The following is a 19,797-nucleotide window of genomic DNA, read 5'->3' on the forward strand; positions in this document are numbered from 1 at the left end:
ATCATTCGTCATAAGCGGTGTGGCGTCGTCGGAGAGGAATACAACATGAACAAGGCTATCGAACTCGCGCTGTTTCTACACCTGCTCGCAGTCGCGATATGGATCGGCGGGATGGTCTTCGCGCATTTCTGCTTGCGCCCGGCGATTGCCGATCTTTCGCCGCAATTGCGTTTGCCGTTGTGGGAGTCGGTGTTTGGTCGCTTCTTCAATTGGGTTGCTGCTTCGGTGCTGGTCATTCTGCTGACGGGCGGCTTCCTGCTAATGCAATTCGGCGGTGGCCACGCCACGTGGCCGTTGCATGCAATGGCCGGCCTTGGCATCGTCATGATGCTGATCTTTGGACATATCCGCTTTGCGGTGTTTCCGCGCATTCGCCGCGCGGTGCAGGCGCAGAAGTGGCCTGATGGCGCACAGGCAGTCGGCACGATCCGGCGTCTGGTGCTGATCAATATCGTGCTTGGCGTGGTGACCGTCGGATTCGCCGTGCTGTCGCGCGGGTTTTGAGAGACGCTTGCCGGCTCGCTGAACGGTCGATGCACGGTCGATGCACGGGGTCGCGCTGCAAGGCGGCGTACAACCTCTGAGCGCGTGGCTAAAGCAATGCGCCGTAAGCGAGCCACAGTCCACATACGACCGCAACGGTGCCGTACACCACGTACACGGGCATCTTCAGCTTCGCGAAACACATCGCCGAGAATAGCGCGGTAATCAGATAGACCGGTTGCAACGGCACGCGTCCGGCGATTCGCAGCACGGCCACTGCAAGGAAGGCCGTGGTGACCGCGCGCAGAATCCGCATGCCGTGCTCGAATTGCTGGTTCATCTTCAATTGATGCAGGTGCTGCTGCGCCAGCACCACGAGGCATCCGGACGGCACGAACAACGCGAGCGTGGCGATCAACGCGCCAGCCCACCCGTCCACGAGATAGCCGAAGAACGGCACGACATTCAGAAGCGGTCCCGGCGATAGCGGCGACAGCGAAAACGCAAGCGTGAAGTCGTTGTCCGATATGCCGATCGACGGTGTGACAAACAATGTCTTGAGCACCGGCAACGCGGAGAAGCCGCCGCCGAACAGCGTCATGCCCGCGCCCGCGAGCCGCGGCCATAGCAGCGCGAGATCGTAGCGATGCGGCAGAGGTAGCGCGAACAGCAGCACGAACACGCACAGTATTGTGAGGATCTGCCAGTCGACGCGCGCGAACGACACGGCAAAGCGCGTGTCGCGCACGGGGCTGACCACCCAGCCCGCACCGAACGCCGCGCTTAGCATCAGCACATAAGCGGCAGGGCTGTGCGCATAGAAAAGCGCGATACAGCCGACGACCGCCGCGGTCCATTCGAGCTTGCCGCGCACGAGCGCACGTGTCTGCTTGTACCAGGTGATGCCGATCAATGTGGCGAGTACCACGCTGAAGTGATTGAGCAGGGTCTGCGACGCGGCGGCGCGCACGATCGGCGTGCGATAGAAGATCGCGAAGAGCGTCATCAGCATGAAAAAGGGCAGCACGCTGGCAATGCCCGCGACCCAAGCGCCGGCGCGTCCGCGCAGCGCGTGTCCGAGTTGCACGGCGACGTTGCAGCCCACCGGCCCCGGCACCATCCACGCAAGCGCGATCAGGTCGGAGAACGCGATCCGCGAGAGCCGTCCTTCACGTTCGACGTAGTGATTCTCGAGTTGAGCCATCAGCGCGAGGCCGCCCCATGACAATGCCGACAGGCCGAACACGACCCGAAACAGCGTCCATAGCGGTTCCCGTTCCCCTCGTCTTGCCGCATTGTGGCTTGTTATGGTCTGCATGGCGCCACGGCGCCCGCTGAGCGGGCGTCCGTCCTGTGAATCGTGTGGGTGTTGCGCAAGGCCGACCGGTCCGGCGGCACCGCGCGAGATTGCAATACAGCGAGAATGTAGCCGGTTTTGCGTGACTGCGGTATGGGCCGGCTTCTCGATTGCAGCATCGAAATTCAAAGCCTTGCAAGCGACGCCTTCGGCCTGTCTGCCTAGCCGTTCGTGCTGGTGCTGGCGCTCGTATTCGTTTCCTGAACGGGATGCCGGCCCGTCATGCCGCACACGCCGAACCGTTCGAGCAGCGCCGGAATTGCGTCGACAGGAACCGGGCGCGAAAACAGAAAACCTTGCGCCTCGATATGACCGAGCGCGGCGAGCCACGCAATCTGCTCTTCCGTTTCCGTTCCTTCGACAACCACCGTCAGCCCGAGCGAGCGCGCCAGATTGACGATCGCGGTGACCATCACGCAAACGCTGCGATCTCCCGGAATGGCCTGAACGAACGACCGGTCGACCTTCAGCGTATCCACGGAAAAACGATTCAGATACGACAGCGACGAATAGCCAGTGCCGAAGTCGTCGAGTGCAATTCGCACACCGAGGCGCTTCAGCGCAAAGATTTTTTCGGAGACGAGTTCCGGATATTCCATCATCGCCGTTTCCGTGATTTCGAGTTCCAGGCGGCGTGCCGAAATACCGCTTTCCTCGATCGCGTGCGACACCGTTTCGTACAGATCGCCGCGCCAGAACTGCACGGCGGAAATATTCACGGCGAGCGACAGCGTGTCGTAGCCTTGCTGCTGCCACACAGCCAGTTGCCGGCACGCGGTCTCGATCACGAAGTCGCCGATCGGCACGATGAGGCCGGTGGACTCCGCGACCGGAATGAATTCGTTGGCCGGAATCAGACCGTGCTGCGGATGGTTCCAGCGTACCAGCGCCTCGAAGCCGGTGATGCAGCGGCGCGTGAGATCGATCTTCGGCTGGTAGGCGAGAAACAGTTGCCCTTCGGCAAGCGCGACGCGCAACTGCTGTTCCCACTTCATCAGATGGTCGGCGCGATGCGACAGCTGCGGCGAATAGAACTGGTAGCAGTTCTTGCCCGCATCTTTCGCGCTGTACATCGCGAGGTCGGCTTTTTTCAGCAGGTCGATCTCGCTTTCGTTGGCGACCGAATAAAGCGCGATGCCGATGCTCGCATGCAGCACGAACGAGCTGCCGCGCACCTCGAACGGTTTCGCGAAGGCTTCGGCCGCCGCTTCGGCGAGCGCGACCGCGCGCTTCTCGACGTCCTCGCCCTTGATAACGACGACGAACTCGTCGCCGCCGATGCGGCTCAACGTGCCGTCGTCCGCGACTGCGGTGGAGAGCCGCGAGGCCGTCATTTGCAGCACGATGTCGCCGGCGTTGTGACCGAGGGTGTCGTTGACCGTCTTGAAGTTATCGAGGTCGATAAACAGAATCGCGAGGCGGCCCAGGTTGGCCGGTTGCGCGACTTCGTGGCGCAGCGTCCGCAAGGTTGCATAGCGATTGCGCAAGCCGGTGAGCAGGTCGTATTCGACCAGATGCGTCATCTCGCGCTCCCGGCCGAGCAGCTTGCCGATCAGGCCGGTTGCCACGGCGAAGAAGCTCAGCATGGCGAGCGAGATGAACCCCGCCATCAGCAGATAGACGTTGCGCGTATGGTTGTAGTCGGCGAATTCCTCGGCTTGCGACAGACCGACCAGCACGCCGAGCGGATAACCGTCGATATGCCGGTACGACACGATGCGCGTGACGTTGTCGATCGAATCGACATAGGTGCCCGAGACGTGTTCGGACGTCGGATACGAGCCGCTCGCCGAGAACGAGCCGTTCGCATTCACGGCGCTGCCGGTGCGGCGCGCGAGCACCCTGCCGTTGTCCGAGATGACCGCGATCACGCCTTCGCGGCCGATCGCCGCGTTGTTGTAGAAGTCGCTGGTGAAATAGCTCGGGTCTTCGGATACCACGACGACACCCGCAAACGTGCCGTCCGGATGATTCAGGCGCCGCGTCATCTGCAAGGTCCAGTGGCCCGACACGCGGCCGAGCACCGGCTTGCTGATATACAACTGGTCGTCGTTTTCGTGTTCGTGGACTTTGAAGTGTTCGCGGTCCGACAGATCGATACGCCTGGGATTCAGCTCGGCCGTATTGGCGATCAACTGCCCGCGTTCATCGATCAACGATACCTGAACGAGCGTCTCGCTTTGCACGACGCCTTTCTCGACTGTGCTGGCAAGATCGAAACGTCCCGGTGTCTTCTCGAACTCGTATTTGACGAACCGCGTGATCTGATCGACCTGGTGAATCGCCTTGATCGTATGCTGTTCGAGCGCTGCCGAGAGAATCGCGGCAGACGCCATGGCCTCGCGATAAGTGGCTTCTTTTTCGACCGAAAGACGCGCGAAGATCACGGTCCAAAGAAGCACCAGCACCAGTACGCCGAGCGCGGGAATCGCGAACAGCGCACGCCGTCTGGACGCAGCGGGATCGCGGCGGCTTTTGGCTTCGCGCTGATCGGAGAAGCGGGTTTTGCTCATCAGGCGGCCCGTACCCGACTGGGGGCCGGTTGCGAACGCGCGAGGGTCGTCGGCGCTGTTTTCATGGATGGCTGCATGGTGACCAAGTTGCCGGAACTACTGCGCAAGAAGGGGCGTGACCTGGCGCCTGATCGTTCGCACTTTGTCGGGTACGTTTCGATATTACTTAATGCCACTGGATTAAGGAAGGGTCCCGGCATCGGGTATACGCTGGCGCAGTCCGCGGCTGTCTCGAGGCTATTTCGCGGTCCGCCCGGGCTGCGGTTTTCCGCCAGGCTCCGTGGCGTGCTCCATAGTCCGCCGGTCCGCGACTCGGAGCATGAGCGGGATCGAATGGCGGTGGAACTGGTCTTCGGATGCTGCATCGAGGTTCGGCGTTCCGGCATGGCGGCTGTCACGTACGTGGTCTTTTCGGGCGGTCTTTATGCAAATTGCATCGGCTCAACACAACGAGCGGCTTTTTGTGGCTAAACGTGGTTACGCGTGGCGAATGAAACAAGTTGCGCGCGCCTGCTTCTTCACTACCTTGCAGCAGCCTTGCGATTGCTCCATTCAATGGGATGAGATGTAAGCAAACGATGGGCCGGTCACGGCATCCGGAACGTACCGTCGACGACGGTCACCGACGAGCCGCCGATCCACGTCTTGCTGTTCGTGTCGTCGTAGCGCACGAAGACCTGGCCGGCGCGTCCGAGCGCGGTGCCTTGGCGCGCGGTGTAGCTCGAGCCCGGCCGTAGATGCTGCGCACTGAGCAAACCCGCGAGCGCCGCATTGGCGCTGCCGGTAACAGGGTCTTCGCCGACGCCGAAGGCGCCGCCCGTCATCAGGCAGCGCACTTCGAATGTGGCAGGGCCGCCGGCCTCGTGCGGACCATAAACGGCGAGACCGTGCGTGCCGACCGATTGCACGATGCGCGCGAGCGCCGCGGCGTCGGGTTCCAGCGCGAGACAATCGCGCGCCGATTTCACGCGCACGACGAGCCACGGCGCGCCATTGTCGACGGCGCTCGGCGTGGCGCCGAAGTCTATCGCGTCGCTACGCAAAGCCGTAGAAAGTGCGGCGTATTGTTGTTCCGACAACGGCGCAATTCGTGCGGGCGGTGCGGCGAATGCCCACGCGCCATGCATGTCGCCGGAGTCCTCACGAACGGACTGCAATTCCACGAGGCCCACGCCGCACTGCTGAACGAGCTTGCCCGGCTGCTTCGGCTGGTAGCCGCTTTCAAGCAGCGCATGCGCGGTGCCGAGCGTCGGATGACCGGCAAAGGGCAATTCGCCATGAGTCGTGAAAATGCGCACGCGGTAGTCGGCAGCCGGGTCCGTCGGCTTCAACAGGAAGGTTGTTTCGGACAGATTGGTCCAGTGCGCGATCGCCTGCATCTGATCGGCGCCGAGCGTCTCTGCGTCGAATATGACAGCAAGCGGATTGCCTTTGAACGGCACCGACGTGAACACGTCGACCTGTTTGAAACGAACTGTGTTAGCGGGCATCGGGGGCGGTCCGGCGATTCCTGCGGTTGATAGGGTTCGCGGATTCTATCTGCTGCTGCGGGAACGGGCTACCTCGCCACAAATGCAAAACGCGCCGCGGGTGATCGACACCTCGCGACGCGTTGAATGCGACAGGCCGGACGGGCCGGCCTTAGATCGCGATGCGTTACTCGACTTCCGCGATCATTTCAATTTCGACGCATGCGCCGAGCGGAATCTGCGCGACGCCGAATGCCGAGCGTGCGTGCTTGCCGCGCTCGCCGAACACGTCGGCGACGAGTTCGGACGCACCGTTCGTGACGAGGTGCTGCTCGGTGAACTCGTGCGTGGAATTGACGAGACTCATCAACTTGACGATGCGCGTGACGCGGTTGAGGTCGCCCACATGCGCGTGCAGTGTGGCAAGCAGGTCGATGGCGATGGATCGCGCCGCGGCCTTGCCGTCTTCGGTGCTGAGTTCTGCGCCGAGCTTGCCCGCCCACACCTTGCCGTCCTTCTTCGCGATGTGGCCGGACAGGTACACCGTATTGCCGCTTTGCGCGCTCATCACATAGGCGGCCGCCGGCGCGCCTGCGTTCGGCAATTCGATGCCCAGTTCCTTCAGCTTGTCATAAACATTGGTTTGAGCCATGTTGTGTCCTCGGTCGGTAATGAGAGGTGGTTGCGGCGAACGGGCCGGCTAGTTTCAGAGCCTGGCGCGGACCAGCGTCGCGAGACGCGACACGCCTTCGTCGATCTTCGCCGGCGGCACCGTGACGAACGACAGGCGCAATGTGTTGTGCTGCGCTTCGTTGGCGAAGAACGGACCGCCCGGCACGAACGCGACATTCTGTGCGACCGCTTCCTCGAGCAGCTTCATGCTGTCGATTTGCGCATGCAGGCTCACCCAGATGAACATGCCGCCTTCCGGACGGTTCCACTGCACGCCTTCGGGCATGTAACGTTCGAGCGCGGCGAGCATTGCCGCGCACTGGTCGCGGTAAAGCTCGCGAATGGTCGGCACATGCGTGTCGAGAAAACCGTCCTTGATCACTTCATGGACGATGCGCTGGGTAAAGCTCGGCGTATGCAGGTCGGTGGCCTGCTTGGCCTGCACGAGTTTGAAGATCAACTCTTCGGGCGCGATGATGTAGCCGACGCGCAGACCCGGCGCGAGCACCTTGGAGAAAGAACCCAGGTGGACGATATGGTCGGGCGCCATCGACAGCATGGTCGGCAGCGGTTCGCCCGCATAATCCAGCGCGCCGTAGGGATCGTCTTCGATCACCGGGAACGGCGCGGTCTTCGCGAACTCGGCGAGCGCGCGGCGCCGCTCGACCGGCAGGCGACGGCCAGTCGGATTCTGGAAATTCGGTTGTGCGTACAACAGGCGGGCGCCGGCGGTGAGTTCGGGCGTGAGTCCTTCGGGAATCAGCCCTTGTTCGTCAGTCGGCACCTGGATGTAGCGCGGTTCGTACATGGAGAACGATTGCAGCGCGCCGAGGTAGGTCGGCGTTTCGACGAGTACGGGGCTTTGCGGACAGACCAGCACCTTGCCGAGCAGATCGAGCGCCTGCTGCGAGCCGGTGGTGATGAGTACCTGACTCGGGCGAATCTGCGCGCCGTTCACCGAGTAGCGCTTCGCGACCCACTCGCGCAGCGGCGCATAGCCTTCCGTTGCGCTGTACTGGAGCGCGGCGGCGGGCGAGTCGCGCAAAATGCGGTCGGACGCTTCGCGCATGCGTTCGGCCGGGAAGGTGGCCGGCGAGGGCAGGCCGCCGGCGAACGAAATGACTTCGGGCCGCTCCGTGACCTTCAGGATCTCGCGGATCGCCGAGCTGGTGAGCTTGCGTGCGCGTTCGGACAATTGCCACGTGGGGGCTTTCAAGTCGCTTTGGTCCATGGTCTCCTCTGCTGGTATGTCTGGAACCTGTCAAAACTTCGATTATCGCGCGAGTCGGCGACCCGCGCGCGCTGGCTATTTAAGGGTCCGTAGACCGTTGGGGGTTTCGAACTCGGCGGTGAGCGCGGCCGGAGCCGCTGCGTCGTCCGTCGGATGCAGCTTTATCAGATGCGCGGCGCCTAGCCACTGTAATTGCGCGGCCACCGTCTCGGCTTGCGGATGCTGGCCGTTCAGCGCTTTTAGCGCGATGCCGGTTTCGGGCAATGACTCCGACGGATGCCGCGCCGTGTCCCACTGGATGAGCGAGGGCAGCACGCCGTCGCCGGCGCCTTGCCAGGAGGGAAACGCGCCGTCGTCCGCAATGGACAACCCCCAGCTGAACTCGCCACGCGTGAGAGGCACGATTGGCGGGATGCGCTGCGGGTACTGGGCCTGCCACGTCGGCAGATGCTTCGGGCGGTCAACGCGGACGACCCAATGCGACAGGTACGGCCCATTCTCGAGGCGCGCGTGCGTGGCGGGGTCGTCGAGCGCAAAAAGGCGCGGGCGTGGCGCGGCGGCGGCCGATTCCTGCGCGGCGTCGGCATGCGGATCGATTGCGATCACTTCCAGATACGCGCCGCCCCACAGGTTCAGCAGGCGGTTGTGGGTCCGCATCAACGGATGCGCGCCGCCCCCGGCCGGTGCCACGCCGAGAACGTCGGCGACGTACTGTGTACCCTCGTCGAGCGTGCGGGCGGAAACAACGAGATGATCGAGACGAAGCAAATGTGCGGTCATTGCGGATCGGGAAAACGGGTTTCACATCAGGCCGGACCCGCGCCACGCGCAGCGTATGCGGGGGCCCGGGCACGTAAGCATAACCGTTCGCGGAGCGGCGACGATCCGCGAACCTGCGCTTAACGTGCCCTTAACGGGCCATCGACGTGCGATCAGCGTGCGGTGCGAGGTCTTTGCGACTGGTTGCCGGCGACTGGGCGTGAGGCTGTCTGGGGGCCGCTTGCCGGTTAGCTTGCCGGCTTGCCCTATCGGTTCGCTCGCCGCTGCAAAACGGCGTTCGCGCATCCGACAGCCTACTCGGCGGGATCGCCGCCTGGCTCGGTACTTCGAAGACGCCGCCAATCCGGCCGGGGCGCTTCTTCTGTCTCAAATGTAGCGGCGACGACCTGCACAGTAACGGTACAATCGATTTGATACTGTTCGGTACAGTTGGAGTGCGTCTATGTCCGTCCCGCTTACACAAATTCCCGCCCCGCACGACACGGCGTCGCTGACGCTGGTCGAGCAACTCGTGCAATGGGCCCGCCGCCGCATCGAAGAGCGCGTGTTTCGCCCCGGCATGCGTATGCCGTCCATCCGCAAGCTGGCGCTGGACAAAGGCGTGTCGCGTTTCACGGTGGTCGAGGCGTACGAGCGGCTAGTCGCACAGGGTTACCTGGAGTCGCGGCGCGGCTCGGGTTTCTTCGTGCGCGAGCGTCTGGCGGGCGCGGCGGTTCCGGAAATTCGTCCGGTCACGCAGGCGCCCGCGCCGGCGACCATCGACGTGGTCTGGCTGCTGCGCAACATGCTGCATACGGGCGCGCGCCCGGAGCGCAGTCCGGGTCTCGGCTATCTGCCGGCGCGCTGGCTCGACGGCGAGTTGATCACCAACGCGCTGCGCACGCTGGGTCGGCAAAGCGGCGCGCAGATGCTGGGGATCGGCACGCCGCTCGGTTTTCTGCCGCTGCGCCAGCAATTGCAGACGCGGCTCGAGGAACTGGAGATCGGCGCGTCGCCCGAGCAGATCGTGATGGTGTCGGGCATCACGCAGGCGATCGACCTGATTTCGCGCATTTATGTCAAGGCGGGCGATTCGGTGATCGTCGGCGATCCTGCGTGGTTCCAGATGTTCGGGCGCTTTGCATCGCAAGGCGCACGGCTTGTCGGCATGCCCTATACGCCGGACGGCCCGGATCTGGACGCGCTCGAATCGCTGGTGCAGACGTGGCGGCCCAAGATGCTGGTGATCAATTCGGTGCTGCAGAATCCGACCGGCACTTCGCTGACGGCGGCGCAGGCGTTCCGCATCTTGAGGCTTGCCGAGGCGTACGACTTCATCGTGGTCGAAGACGACATTTACGGCGATCTCTGCCCGCCGAGCTATGCCGGCACGCGGCTCGCAAGCCTCGATCAGCTCAAGCGCGTGATCTATCTGGGCAGTTTTTCGAAGACGCTCGCGCCGAATCTGCGCGTGGGTTTCATCGCGTGCGCGCCGGAAGTCGCGAAGGCGGTCAGCGACCAGAAAATGCTGGTCGGCATGACGAGCCCGGAATTGAACGAGCGGGTGCTGTACAAAATCCTCACCGAGGGTCATTACCGACGCCACGTCGAGCGGTTGCGTGCGCGGCTCGACGGCGTGCGCGAAAAATCCGTACGGATGCTGGAAAAGACCGGCCTGAAGCTGTTCCTGACACCCACGGCCGGTATGTTCGTGTGGGCCGACACCGGAGTCGACGCCGACGGCCTCGCGGCCGCCGGCCACGAAGCCGGTTTTCTGCTGACGCCCGGCAGCCTTTTTTCGCCGCAGCAGTCGCCCACCACGTGGATGCGCTTCAACGTCGCCAATTGCGGCGATCCAGAACTGGCGACGTTCCTCTGCCGTTACCTGGATGGCGTTGCGCGCCGGGCCTCTTGAAACGGCGCCGCATCGCCCTTATTTAGGCGAACGATCCGGCGGCACGGCACCGCACGTCGGCAATCCGGCCCCGTGCCACGCCTGACCCGAAGCGCATCCGCAATACCCGATTCGCAAAAACCGATTCGCAACAGAGAGGAAGTCCGACCATGGCACAAGAAACCATGAGCTTTCAGGCAGAAGTAAAACAACTTCTGCAACTGATGATCCATTCGCTGTACAGCAACAAGGAAATCTTTTTGCGCGAGCTGATTTCCAATGCGTCCGACGCGGCCGACAAGCTGCGTTTCGAAGCGATTGAAAACAGCGGGTTGTACGAGAACGACCCGAATCTGCGCATTCGCGTGTCGTATGACAAGGACGCGCGCACCATCACGATCGACGATAACGGCATCGGCATGAGCCGTGACGAAGCAATCGCCAACCTCGGCACGATCGCGCGCTCGGGCACCAAGGAATTCTTCGGCAAGCTGTCGGGCGATCAGCAGAAAGACGCTGCGCTGATCGGGCAGTTCGGCGTGGGCTTCTACTCGGGCTTCATCGTCGCGGACAAGATCACGGTCGAGACGCGCCGCGCCGGATTGCCGGCGTCGGAAGGCGTGCGCTGGGAAAGCGCCGGCGAGGGCGATTTCGCCGTCGAGCAGATCGAGCGCGCCGCGCGCGGCACGACCATCACGCTGCATCTGCGTGCGGATGAAGACGAACTCCTGTCGTCGCATCGGCTCAAGTCGATCATTCAGCGGTATTCCGATCACGTGGCGCTGCCCATTCTGATGAAGAAGGAAGAGTGGGACGCGGAAAATAGCGCGATGGTCACGAAAGACGAGGACGAGACCGTCAATCAGGCCAGCGCGCTGTGGACCCGTGCGAAGAACGACATCACCGAAGAGCAGTACAAGCAGTTTTATCAACATCTGTCGCACGATCATCAGGATCCGCTCACGTGGACGCATAACCGCGTCGAAGGCCGAAGCGAATACACGCAGTTGCTGTACGTGCCGAGCCACGCGCCGTTCGATCTGTGGAACCGCGATCATCGCGGCGGGCTGAAGCTGTACGTGAAGCGCGTGTTCATCATGGACGACGCCGAGCAACTGCTGCCCGCGTACCTGCGCTTCGTCAAGGGTGTGGTTGATTCGAGCGATCTGCCGCTTAACGTCTCGCGTGAGATCCTGCAGGAAAGCCGCGACGTCAAGGCGATCCGCGAGGGCGTGACCAAGCGCGCGCTGTCGATGCTGGAAGATCTGGCCAACTCGGATAACGACGCCGACAAGGAGAAGTACGCCGGCTTCTGGAAAGAGTTCGGCCAGGTGCTGAAGGAAGGCATCGGCGAAGATTTTGCGAATCGCGAGCGCATTGCCAGGCTCGTGCGCTTTGCGTCCACGCATACGGAAACACCGGAGCAGAACGTGTCGCTCGCCGATTACGTCGCGCGCATGAAGCCGGAGCAAAGCAAGATTTACTACGTGACCGCCGACACCTGGCAGGCCGCGACGCACAGCCCGCATCTCGAAGTGTTCCGCAAGAAGGGTGTGGAAGTGCTGCTGCTGACCGACCGCGTGGACGAGTGGATGCTGTCGTTCCTGAACGAATTCGACGGCAAGCCGCTGCAAAGCGTGGCGCGCGGCGATCTGGATCTGGGCGCGCTGAACGACGAGGAAAAAGAGGCGCAGGAAAAGGTGAGTGAGGAGCTCAAGCCGCTCGTCGACAAGATGAAGGAAGCGTTGAAGGACAAGGCAAAAGACGTGCGCCTCACGTTCCGCCTGACCGATTCGCCCTCGTGCCTCGTTGCCGACGACGGCGAGATGAGCGGTTACCTGCAGCGCATGCTGAAGGCCGCAGGGCAGCAGGCGCCTTCGTTCCATCCGATTCTGGAAGTGAATCCGGAGCACGCACTGGTCAAGGGCTTGCATGCCGATAGCGCGAACTTCGACGACTGGTGCCACCTGCTGTTCGACCAGGCGTTGCTGGCCGAGGGCGGCGCGCTTGAAGATCCGGCGAGCTTCGTGAAGCGTACGAACGCGTTGTTGCTTGCACGCGCGAATTGAGCTCGATCGCGTAGCGTCGAACCGACGTTCAACGAAGTGAAAGAAAAATGCGCTGCTTTGGCAGCGCATTTTTTTTGCCGAGCGCTTTGTGATGTTATGGACCGACCAAGATAGATCCGGATCGGTCACTGCGCGTGCATTAATGGGCGAAGGTTAGCCCGTGCAGGTGACGCACTTGTGCAAGCACGCTCCCGGCCAACTCCTTCGCCTCGAAACTGGAATGATGATCGCCGAGCACCTGCGCCGCGAGGCTGCCGATTGCCGCGCTGGTCTGTTTAGCCGTGTGGTGTTGCGCGAGCGCGGAGCCGGCTAGCTCTTTCTCGATATGGGTAGCGCCCTGACGAGCCAATACGACCGACGCAAGATGCGCGATACGGTCAGAAGTTTCCTTTACGTTTGTAGTATTCAAGCTGACTCCCTGCTGCTAGTTATAGATTTGCGCGACGCTTTGGGTCTATTTCGACGTCGTGCAAAATTAATTATGGTTAACTAACTAAAACTAATCAACGACCATAAATTGAGATTAGTTTATGAGACGCAGGGCACGGCATTATCTTGACTGTCGCGCTTCGAAACTGGGCGGCTCGAAGATCGGGCACGTTCTTCGAGCCACTTTCTGTACAAGCCGTGCGCGTGGAATCTCTTTTGCGATTGAAGCGCCTGCGCGTTGCGGCACTTTCTGAGTTTTCATGTCCGATTCCGCTTTGGCCGCTCCGGCGGCACTGATCAATGTCACAACGCCTCTCGAGACGGTTCATCTTCTGTGGTCGGTTTTGCGCGAGGAGGGCCACCACGCGGCAGTGCTGCGTGCGGCCGAACTGGCCGCCGCTGGCGTGACATGGCAGTTGCATGCCGATCTGCACGCGAGCGCGGGGCGTTTCGAAGAGGCGTATCACAGCGCATCGCACGCACAAGCTGAAGCCGGCGGCGCGCGCCATGCTCGCCTTGCGCTGTTCGCCGACGCGCTCGCCCGCGCCGAGGTCGCGCGGCATCACAGCGAGATCGCGGTCGCCGCGCAGCCGCTTGCCACCACGCTCGAATGGATCGTCTGGCTCATCAACGGGTGTGGCGCGCATTCGGCGGCGGCGCATATGTTACGAGCCTATCGGCAGCGAGCGCCGCACGACGCGCGCGCGCCGTGGTGGCTGGCTATTTCGCTCGGTGCGCTGGGTCCGGCGGGTGCGGCGAGCGGGGCCGGCGGTCCCGGCGTGCGCGAGGAGCGGCGTGCCGCGCTAGCGAGCGCATATGCGCTCGATCCGGCCGTCGATCCGGCGTTACCGTTGCAGTTCGTGCTGGCATTGCGCGAGGTGCGCGACTGGACTGCGGTCGAGCACGTGTGCCGCGAGGCGCTGGCGCGCAATCCCGCAGACGCGGAGATGGCGTGGCAGCTCAGTCACGCGCAATGGCAGTGCAACGACGCCGCGGCGGCCGAGGCGACCATGCGCGCCGCGAATGCTGCGTCGCCAGGCAATGCCGACGTGCTCGCCGCGATTGGCTTCTATCTATGCGAACAGGCACGCTACGAGGACAGTGCCGCGATGCTGCGCGAAGCACTGGCGGTCAATCCGCACGCGGTGACGCCGGCAGTCGATCTTGCCGACCTGGATCTGCGGCACGGCGCATGGGCAAGCGGCTGGAAGCGTTTCGAGGCACGCCTCGCACGCGACGACCGCGAGCCGAACAATATCGTTTCGGTTATGGCTCGGCTGTGTCCGCGCTGGCAAGGGGAGGCGCTCACCGGTAAGACGCTTGTCGTGCACAGCGAACTGGGCAACGGCGACGACATTCACATGGTGCGCTATGTCCCGCAACTTGCCGCCCGCGTGCGTCGGGAAGGCGGCAGGCTCGTGCTCTGCGTGCGCAAGTCGTTGCACGCGCTGCTCACGCGTTTTTACCCGGACTGCGTGTCGATCGAAGACGGCCCGCTCGGCGCGCCGGATTACAGCCTGCCCATCATGAGTTTGCCGCTTGTGCTGGACCTGCAGCCGGAGCAGGTCCGAGGCGATCCGTATCTTCACGCAGATCCGGACAAGGTGAGCGCGTGGCGTGAGCAGCTACGCAGACAGGCACCGCAGGCGAGACTGCATGTCGGGCTCGTGTGGGCGGGAAGCCCTACGCATCGTCGCGACGAAAAGCGTTCGATTGCGCGGGCAACGCTTGAACCGTTGCTGTCGCTTGCCGATGTCATCTTCTATTCGCTTACGCCAGGACGTGCGGCCGATGTCGCGGTGCTGACCGCGCAGGGTTATCGCGTGTACGACATGACGGCGCAATACCATGCCGGCTTCGACGACGTTGCCGCCCATCTCGGTGCGCTCGACGCGCTAGTCACGATCGACAGTGCACCGTTGCATCTTGGCGGCGCGGTAGGGCGTCCGGTGTTCGCGATGCTCGACCACGTGTCGCACTGGGCGTGGGGCAACGAGGAGGCGCAACCCTGGTACGACTCGGTGGAGCTTTTCAGGCAGCCGCAGCCGGGGCACTGGGCCCCCGTCATCGAGCGAGTGAAGGCACGCCTGCAAGCGCTGATGGCGGACGGCGCGAGCAGCGTGGAATCGAGCCACGCAGCGCATCCGGCAGTAATCGGCTGATGGCAACTGACACGCGCGATTCGGGTTTATTAAGCAGCGAAGCCCCGCCAGCCGACTTAAACGCAGAGGCAGACGCTCTGCATGAACTCGGGCTTGCATATTTTCGCGAGGGCGCGCTCGAGCGTGCCTCTGAGCAGCTGGATCGCGCGCTAAACCTCGCGCCCGATCGTGCAGACATCTGGGAGCATCGCGGGTTGCTTGCCGTGCTGGGCGGAAATCGGATCGCGGCCGAGGCGTTCTACCATCGCGCGCTGAAGTTAAGTGGTGGCAGTGCGAGCATTCATCGGAATCTTGCTGATTGCCTGAAGCTCTCCGCGCGATTCGCCGAGGCGCGCCAACACTATCAAACCGCGATCCGCTTCGAGCCCACTTTGCACCATGCAGTTCGCGCGCTGGCGCAGATCTGCACGGAACAGGAGCAGCACGCCGATGCAGCGAACTATTGGTCGCGAGCATGGGCGCTCGACTCCGCGAACATTGCAGATGCGTTCATGTTGATCGCGGCGTTGTCCAAGGCGCAGCGCGATGCCGAGATCGGCGATCTGTTGCCAGCCCTGCGCGTACGCTGCAGCTCCAACGCCGCAGCTCTGCAACAACTCGCATTCGCTCTGAACAGCGTGCATCGTTTCGCCGACGCGGTCAGCGTCGCGAGGCAGGGAATCAGCGTTGAACCGAACAACGCCTGGCTGCATCACAACGCGTCGTTCGCGCTCAATATGCTCGGCAACTTCGAGCAAATGCAGATGCATAACGCGGAGGCCGCCCGGCTCATGCCGCAGAACCCGTCGATGCAGTTCAATCTGGCGGCATCACAGCTTCGCGCGGGCGATTTCGAACGAGGCTGGAAGCAGTACCGGTGGCATGACGCGCTACCGGAAAATCACGATCTGGTTCGCCCGGATTTCCCGGAGTGGCAAGGCGAGCGCGTGCTCGGCCGCCGTTTCCTGCTGATCGGCGAACAGGGTCTTGGCGATCAGATCCAGTTTCTGCGTATGGCCGACTGGCTTCATCGGCGTGGCGCGCAGGTGGACGTCTGGGTCGAAGGGCCGCTTGGCGATGTGGCGCGCCATGCGGCGGGCGTGCATGCGGCCTGGACCACGGCGCCGCCCGGCCCGTACGACTACTGGTGCCGCATGTTGAGCATGCCTGCGCATATGAAACTCGAATTGCCGATGTTGCCGCTTGCCACGGCTTACCTGCAGGCAAAGCCCGCAGCCGTGCAGCGCTGGCGTGACCGTCTGGACGCACTCGGTCCTGTCAAGGCGCAAGGATCGTTCACAAAGCGCGTCGGTATCGTTTGGGCGGGCAATCCCGCGTATGCGCTCGACCGCTATCGGTCCATTGAGCTTCAGCAATGGCGGCCGTTTCTGGAGCAGCCGGGCGTGCGTTGGTTCTCGTTGCAAAAAGGAGAGGCGCAGCATGACGCGGCGGCTTTGTCGAAGGGGATCGACATACACCTCCTCGGACCGCAGATTCACGACTTCCTGGATACGCTGGCGATCATTCAGTCGCTCGATCTGGTCGTTACCGTAGACACCGCGGTCGCGCATCTTGCCGGCGCCTGCGGCACGCCGGTGTGGGTGCTGGTGCCTACCTTCACGGACTGGCGCTGGATGGCGGAACGCGCAGATAGTCCGTGGTATCCGTCAATGCGTCTTTTCAGGCAGCGTGAGTTGAATCAATGGGGAGCGGTGCTCGCTGACGTCGCGCAGGCGCTGCAGGAGTACGTCGGCAGGTGAATCGGTAGCTGAGTCCGCAGGTGAGCCGGGCGCGCGCGACGCAGCCGGCCCTGGATGTGACTAGCGTAGTCCGCCTGAAGCGGCTGGTGCCTACTTCTTGCCCATTAACGTATCCATGGTTTCGCCGCGCACGACGATCTCAGTGCGGCGATTGAGCGCGCGTGCTTCGGGCGTGTCGTTGCTTGCAACCGGATTGTTGTACGCGTTGCCCTTGGTGCGGATGCGCTCCATCGTCACGCCGCGCGCCACGAGCGCGTAACCCACGGCGGTCGCACGCGCTTCCGAGAGTTGCTGGTTGTAGTCGAGCGTGCCGATATTGTCCGTGTAGCCTTCGACGATGATCGGCTTCTTGCTGCGCTTGAGCAGCACCGCGGAACGGTCTACCACCGCGCTCGCATCGCCGCGCACTTCCGATTTGTTGAAATCGAACAGCGCTTTCTCGGGCAGCTTCACGGCGACGCCATCCGCGACCGGTGCAACCTCGATGCCCACGGCCTTGTTCAACGACGTCTCAGTATCGCGGTTCAACGGCGCGGCGCAGCCAGCCACCAGCAGCACCGACATTGCGCAGGCGCTCATGCTCAGAATTTTCTTCATGTTTGTTCTCTCGTTCGTTTGCACATCGGATGGCGCGCCCGTCGACAGCGGGCGAATCGCCGGTTCGTGAAGCACGGAGGTTTTATCGTGGGTCGCGGCCTTGGAACATCGGACCTTTCCGAAATCGGCGACTTGATTGAGCGTTTCGATACCGATGCGGCGGCTGAGTCGGATCGCCGGAAAATACGCGTGCGGGCCGGGCAATCGTCCGACAGTCGCGCCGTTATAATCCGAACCCATGCCTATCCGTTTCGATGCCGCCGACGCGCACTGGCGCGTCGCTCCCTTGCCTGGCCTCGGCGCCGCGCAGAAAGACTGGTTGACCCGTGGCGGTTCGCTGACCGCGCATCTGCGCGCGCTCGGCGCAGTCGCGGTGCGTGTCACGCGTGAAGGTGTGGCGTTGGCCTGGGCCGACGAGCATGCCGCGTTGGGTCTGCCCGCCCGCGCGCCGGTGTGGGTGCGCGAGGTCGTCTTGTCGGTCGATGCTGTGCCCTTCGTCGCCGCGCACAGTGTTGCGCCCCTGGCCGCGAGCGGCGGCGTATGGCAAGCCACGCGACGCTTGCGCACGCGGCCGCTTGCCGAGCTGCTGTATAGCGATAGCAGCGTCGCGCGATCGGCGCTGGTCAGCCGCCGCGTGACCGCGCGGCATCCGCTGTACCGGCTGGCGGCGCGTGAAGTGGGCGGGATGCCGCCGCAGGCACTGTCGGCGCGCCGCTCGGTGTTCGAGCGGCATGGCGAGCCGCTGATGGTCACCGAATGTTTCTTGCCGGCCCTGTGGACGCATCTCGCGTCGTTAGCGAATGCAGGCGGCGCTCGCCGCTCAATCGCTCTGTCCGTCGACTCCACGCCCGCAGGTCACCCGCGCCTGCGCGAACATGGCCGGCCGATCGAGCACACCGCATCGCGCGCGCATCCCGCGACGCGTGCCGCCAGCGAACGGAGCCGATAATGCTGATCGGCTTTCCTCCGGTTGTCGCCGCCGACACACATACGCTGATTCTCGGCAGCTTTCCCGGCGAGGCGTCGCTCGCCGCGACCCAGTACTACGCGCATCCGCGCAACCAGTTCTGGCGTCTGCTTGGCGCCGTGCTGGACGACCCGCTCGCGGAACTCGCCTACGAAGAGCGGCTGCGGCGTGTGCTTTCTCACGGGATCGGCGTGTGGGACGTGCTCGCCGCGTGCCATCGCGAAGGTAGTCTCGATGCGGCCATTCGCAACGCGCAGCCGAACGACTTTGCATCGCTGCGCGAACACGCGCCGAAGCTGCGCAAGGTCTGCTTCAACGGCAAGACGGCGGGCCGCTTCGCGCCGGTGATCGGCGAGGCGGGCTACACGACCCTCGTATTGCCTTCGTCCAGTCCGGCCAATGCTATGCTCTCGTTCGATCAAAAATTGCGCCTGTGGCGCGACATCCTGACATGACGAAACTCATCAAGCGCGCTTCGGCTGAAGCGCGTGCATTCCGCAACCGCAATGCCGACGGTGCGGGCAAGCGCGAGGTGGTGCGCAACAAGAAAAAGTCGTCGCACGACGACGATCTGCACGACGCGCCGCAAATCGAAACGCCGCGCAAGCCGCGTTTTGCGCCGGTCACGTTTTCGGAAGAAGGCGGCGTGCGTTATCTGCATTTCGGCACGGAATGGGTGCAAGGCGCGATGCGTCTGCGCAAGCCGGACCATATTGAACTCGAATACGCTCAGCAAATGATGGCGTGGCTGCTGTTCATCGAAACGCCCAGGCGCATTGTCCAGCTCGGCCTCGGTGCGGCTGCGCTCACCAAGTTCGCACATCGCTTCCTGAAGCGCGCCAAGGTCGAGGCGGTCGAAGTGAACCCGGCAGTGGTCATTGCCGCTCGCGCGATGTTCGAGTTGCCGCCGGACGACGCACGCCTCACCGTGCATGAGACGGACGCGTGGGACTTCGTCAACGACCGCGCGAACCACGGCACGATCGGCGCATTGCAAATCGACATTTACGATGCAACGGCGCGCGGCCCGGTGCTCGACAGCGTCGGCTTCTACCGTGCGGCTCGCGCGTGTCTGACCGATGCGGGTGTCGCAACGGTGAATCTGTTCGGCGATCACCCGAGCTTCGTGCGCAACATGAAGCGTCTGAAAGAAGCGTTCGACGGTCGCGTCGTCGCGCTGCCGGAAGTGCACGACGGCAACCGCATCGCGATTGCGTTTTCCGGCCCCGCGCTCGACGTGCCGTTCACGGCGCTGCAAACACGCGCGAAGCTGATCGAAGCGGAACTCGGCTTGCCCGCACGCAAATGGATCAAGGGTCTGCAGGAGTCGACCGGACAGACGGGCGGGTCGTTCGTCATCTGACCGCATAGAGCCGTAAGGGGCCGGGCCATAACGGACCGGCCTCACCCTGACAAGCGTCGCATCCGCGCGACGGAATTCAGATCTGCTATCTAT

At 63.2% G+C, this 19,797-nt stretch carries 16 protein-coding genes; 8 read left to right on the forward strand and 8 right to left on the reverse strand.

The window, feature by feature from the left end:
• The first annotated feature begins 45 nt into the window (after window positions 1-45).
• The gene (locus OH764_RS04195; protein ID WP_020065296.1) at window positions 46-504 is read left to right on the forward strand and encodes a CopD family protein; all 459 of its coding nucleotides are present in this window, start codon (window positions 46-48) and stop codon (window positions 502-504) included.
• 88 nt (window positions 505-592) lie between these two features.
• Here OH764_RS04195 and OH764_RS04200 read toward each other — a convergent pair whose 3' ends face one another.
• From OH764_RS04200 to OH764_RS04225, 6 genes are all read right to left on the reverse strand, one after another.
• The gene (locus OH764_RS04200; RefSeq protein ID WP_498848125.1) at window positions 593-1,801 is read right to left on the reverse strand and encodes a chromate transporter; all 1,209 of its coding nucleotides are present in this window, start codon (window positions 1,799-1,801) and stop codon (window positions 593-595) included.
• A 200-nt stretch (window positions 1,802-2,001) separates the two neighbouring features.
• Window positions 2,002-4,353: a bifunctional diguanylate cyclase/phosphodiesterase gene (locus OH764_RS04205; RefSeq protein ID WP_498848126.1), complete on the reverse strand. Its 2,352-nt coding sequence runs from the start codon at window positions 4,351-4,353 to the stop codon at window positions 2,002-2,004.
• Between the two features lie 587 nt (window positions 4,354-4,940).
• Window positions 4,941-5,843, reverse strand: a complete 903-nt coding sequence (locus tag OH764_RS04210; protein ID WP_498848127.1) for a PhzF family phenazine biosynthesis protein — start codon at window positions 5,841-5,843, stop codon at window positions 4,941-4,943.
• A gap of 166 nt (window positions 5,844-6,009) precedes the next feature.
• Window positions 6,010-6,474: a RidA family protein gene (locus tag OH764_RS04215; RefSeq protein ID WP_020065300.1), complete on the reverse strand. Its 465-nt coding sequence runs from the start codon at window positions 6,472-6,474 to the stop codon at window positions 6,010-6,012.
• Window positions 6,475-6,528: 54 nt separating this feature from the next.
• Window positions 6,529-7,725 (reverse strand): aminotransferase-like domain-containing protein, encoded by a 1,197-nt coding sequence (locus tag OH764_RS04220; protein WP_498848128.1) that lies wholly within the window; start codon window positions 7,723-7,725, stop codon window positions 6,529-6,531.
• 75 nt (window positions 7,726-7,800) lie between these two features.
• Window positions 7,801-8,505 carry a VOC family protein gene (locus tag OH764_RS04225; RefSeq protein WP_498848129.1) on the reverse strand — a complete coding sequence of 235 codons (705 nt, stop codon included), beginning with the start codon at window positions 8,503-8,505 and terminating at the stop codon, window positions 7,801-7,803.
• A 442-nt stretch (window positions 8,506-8,947) separates the two neighbouring features.
• Here OH764_RS04225 and OH764_RS04230 point away from each other — a divergent pair, with 442 nt between their 5' ends.
• Together OH764_RS04230 and htpG are read left to right on the forward strand one after the other, a co-directional pair.
• On the forward strand, window positions 8,948-10,399 hold the full coding sequence (locus OH764_RS04230) for an aminotransferase-like domain-containing protein (protein ID WP_498848130.1): 1,452 nt from the start codon (window positions 8,948-8,950) through the stop codon (window positions 10,397-10,399).
• Between the two features lie 149 nt (window positions 10,400-10,548).
• Window positions 10,549-12,447 carry an Hsp90 family chaperone protein gene (gene htpG, locus OH764_RS04235; RefSeq protein ID WP_498848131.1) on the forward strand — a complete coding sequence of 633 codons (1,899 nt, stop codon included), beginning with the start codon at window positions 10,549-10,551 and terminating at the stop codon, window positions 12,445-12,447.
• Window positions 12,448-12,586: 139 nt separating this feature from the next.
• Here the strand turns inward: htpG and OH764_RS04240 are convergent, their stop codons facing one another.
• A complete protein-coding gene (locus OH764_RS04240) occupies window positions 12,587-12,856 on the reverse strand; it encodes a hypothetical protein (protein WP_214876976.1) in 270 nt (89 codons plus the stop codon).
• Between the two features lie 280 nt (window positions 12,857-13,136).
• On the opposite strand from OH764_RS04240, the gene OH764_RS04245 reads away from it, so the two are divergent.
• Both OH764_RS04245 and OH764_RS04250 read left to right on the forward strand, forming a co-directional pair.
• On the forward strand, window positions 13,137-15,038 hold the full coding sequence (locus OH764_RS04245) for a hypothetical protein (protein ID WP_498848132.1): 1,902 nt from the start codon (window positions 13,137-13,139) through the stop codon (window positions 15,036-15,038).
• On the forward strand, window positions 15,038-16,777 hold the full coding sequence (locus tag OH764_RS04250; RefSeq protein ID WP_498848133.1) for a hypothetical protein: 1,740 nt from the start codon (window positions 15,038-15,040) through the stop codon (window positions 16,775-16,777). The genes OH764_RS04245 and OH764_RS04250 overlap by 1 nt, the downstream gene beginning before the upstream one ends.
• A 90-nt stretch (window positions 16,778-16,867) precedes the next feature.
• On the opposite strand, the gene OH764_RS04255 is transcribed toward OH764_RS04250, so the two are convergent.
• Entirely contained in the window at window positions 16,868-17,374 is a 507-nt protein-coding gene (locus OH764_RS04255) for an OmpA family protein (RefSeq protein WP_498848134.1), read from the reverse strand.
• A gap of 238 nt (window positions 17,375-17,612) precedes the next feature.
• Between OH764_RS04255 and OH764_RS04260 the strand changes: the two genes are divergently transcribed.
• Genes OH764_RS04260 through OH764_RS04270 form a run of 3 tightly spaced genes read left to right on the forward strand, consistent with a single transcriptional unit; the run spans window position 17,613 to window position 19,704 of the window.
• Window positions 17,613-18,323 (forward strand): chorismate--pyruvate lyase family protein, encoded by a 711-nt coding sequence (locus tag OH764_RS04260; RefSeq protein WP_498848135.1) that lies wholly within the window; start codon window positions 17,613-17,615, stop codon window positions 18,321-18,323.
• A complete protein-coding gene (locus OH764_RS04265) occupies window positions 18,323-18,796 on the forward strand; it encodes a DNA-deoxyinosine glycosylase (RefSeq protein ID WP_020065310.1) in 474 nt (157 codons plus the stop codon). The genes OH764_RS04260 and OH764_RS04265 overlap by 1 nt, the downstream gene beginning before the upstream one ends.
• Window positions 18,793-19,704 (forward strand): class I SAM-dependent methyltransferase, encoded by a 912-nt coding sequence (locus tag OH764_RS04270; RefSeq protein ID WP_498848136.1) that lies wholly within the window; start codon window positions 18,793-18,795, stop codon window positions 19,702-19,704. The genes OH764_RS04265 and OH764_RS04270 overlap by 4 nt, the downstream gene beginning before the upstream one ends.
• Window positions 19,705-19,797: the final 93 nt, after the last annotated feature.

The sequence above is a fragment of the Burkholderia sp. M6-3 genome, assembly GCF_050858985.1.
GTDB classification, from domain to species: domain Bacteria; phylum Pseudomonadota; class Gammaproteobacteria; order Burkholderiales; family Burkholderiaceae; genus Paraburkholderia; species Paraburkholderia caledonica.

What these genes read in the sequence shown, in the direction of transcription:
- OH764_RS04195 (WP_020065296.1), top strand. Translation starts at nt 46, where the DNA reads ATGAACAAGGCTATCGAACTCGCGCTGTTTCTACACCTGCTCGCAGTC.
- OH764_RS04215 (WP_020065300.1), bottom strand. Translation starts at nt 6,474, where the DNA reads ATGGCTCAAACCAATGTTTATGACAAGCTGAAGGAACTGGGCATCGAA.
- OH764_RS04205 (WP_498848126.1), bottom strand. Translation starts at nt 4,353, where the DNA reads ATGAGCAAAACCCGCTTCTCCGATCAGCGCGAAGCCAAAAGCCGCCGC.
- OH764_RS04225 (WP_498848129.1), bottom strand. Translation starts at nt 8,505, where the DNA reads ATGACCGCACATTTGCTTCGTCTCGATCATCTCGTTGTTTCCGCCCGC.
- OH764_RS04250 (WP_498848133.1), top strand. Translation starts at nt 15,038, where the DNA reads ATGGCAACTGACACGCGCGATTCGGGTTTATTAAGCAGCGAAGCCCCG.
- OH764_RS04245 (WP_498848132.1), top strand. Translation starts at nt 13,137, where the DNA reads ATGTCCGATTCCGCTTTGGCCGCTCCGGCGGCACTGATCAATGTCACA.
- OH764_RS04260 (WP_498848135.1), top strand. Translation starts at nt 17,613, where the DNA reads ATGCCTATCCGTTTCGATGCCGCCGACGCGCACTGGCGCGTCGCTCCC.
- htpG (WP_498848131.1), top strand. Translation starts at nt 10,549, where the DNA reads ATGGCACAAGAAACCATGAGCTTTCAGGCAGAAGTAAAACAACTTCTG.
- OH764_RS04270 (WP_498848136.1), top strand. Translation starts at nt 18,793, where the DNA reads ATGACGAAACTCATCAAGCGCGCTTCGGCTGAAGCGCGTGCATTCCGC.
- OH764_RS04220 (WP_498848128.1), bottom strand. Translation starts at nt 7,725, where the DNA reads ATGGACCAAAGCGACTTGAAAGCCCCCACGTGGCAATTGTCCGAACGC.
- OH764_RS04265 (WP_020065310.1), top strand. Translation starts at nt 18,323, where the DNA reads ATGCTGATCGGCTTTCCTCCGGTTGTCGCCGCCGACACACATACGCTG.
- OH764_RS04200 (WP_498848125.1), bottom strand. Translation starts at nt 1,801, where the DNA reads ATGCAGACCATAACAAGCCACAATGCGGCAAGACGAGGGGAACGGGAA.
- OH764_RS04230 (WP_498848130.1), top strand. Translation starts at nt 8,948, where the DNA reads ATGTCCGTCCCGCTTACACAAATTCCCGCCCCGCACGACACGGCGTCG.
- OH764_RS04255 (WP_498848134.1), bottom strand. Translation starts at nt 17,374, where the DNA reads ATGAAGAAAATTCTGAGCATGAGCGCCTGCGCAATGTCGGTGCTGCTG.
- OH764_RS04210 (WP_498848127.1), bottom strand. Translation starts at nt 5,843, where the DNA reads ATGCCCGCTAACACAGTTCGTTTCAAACAGGTCGACGTGTTCACGTCG.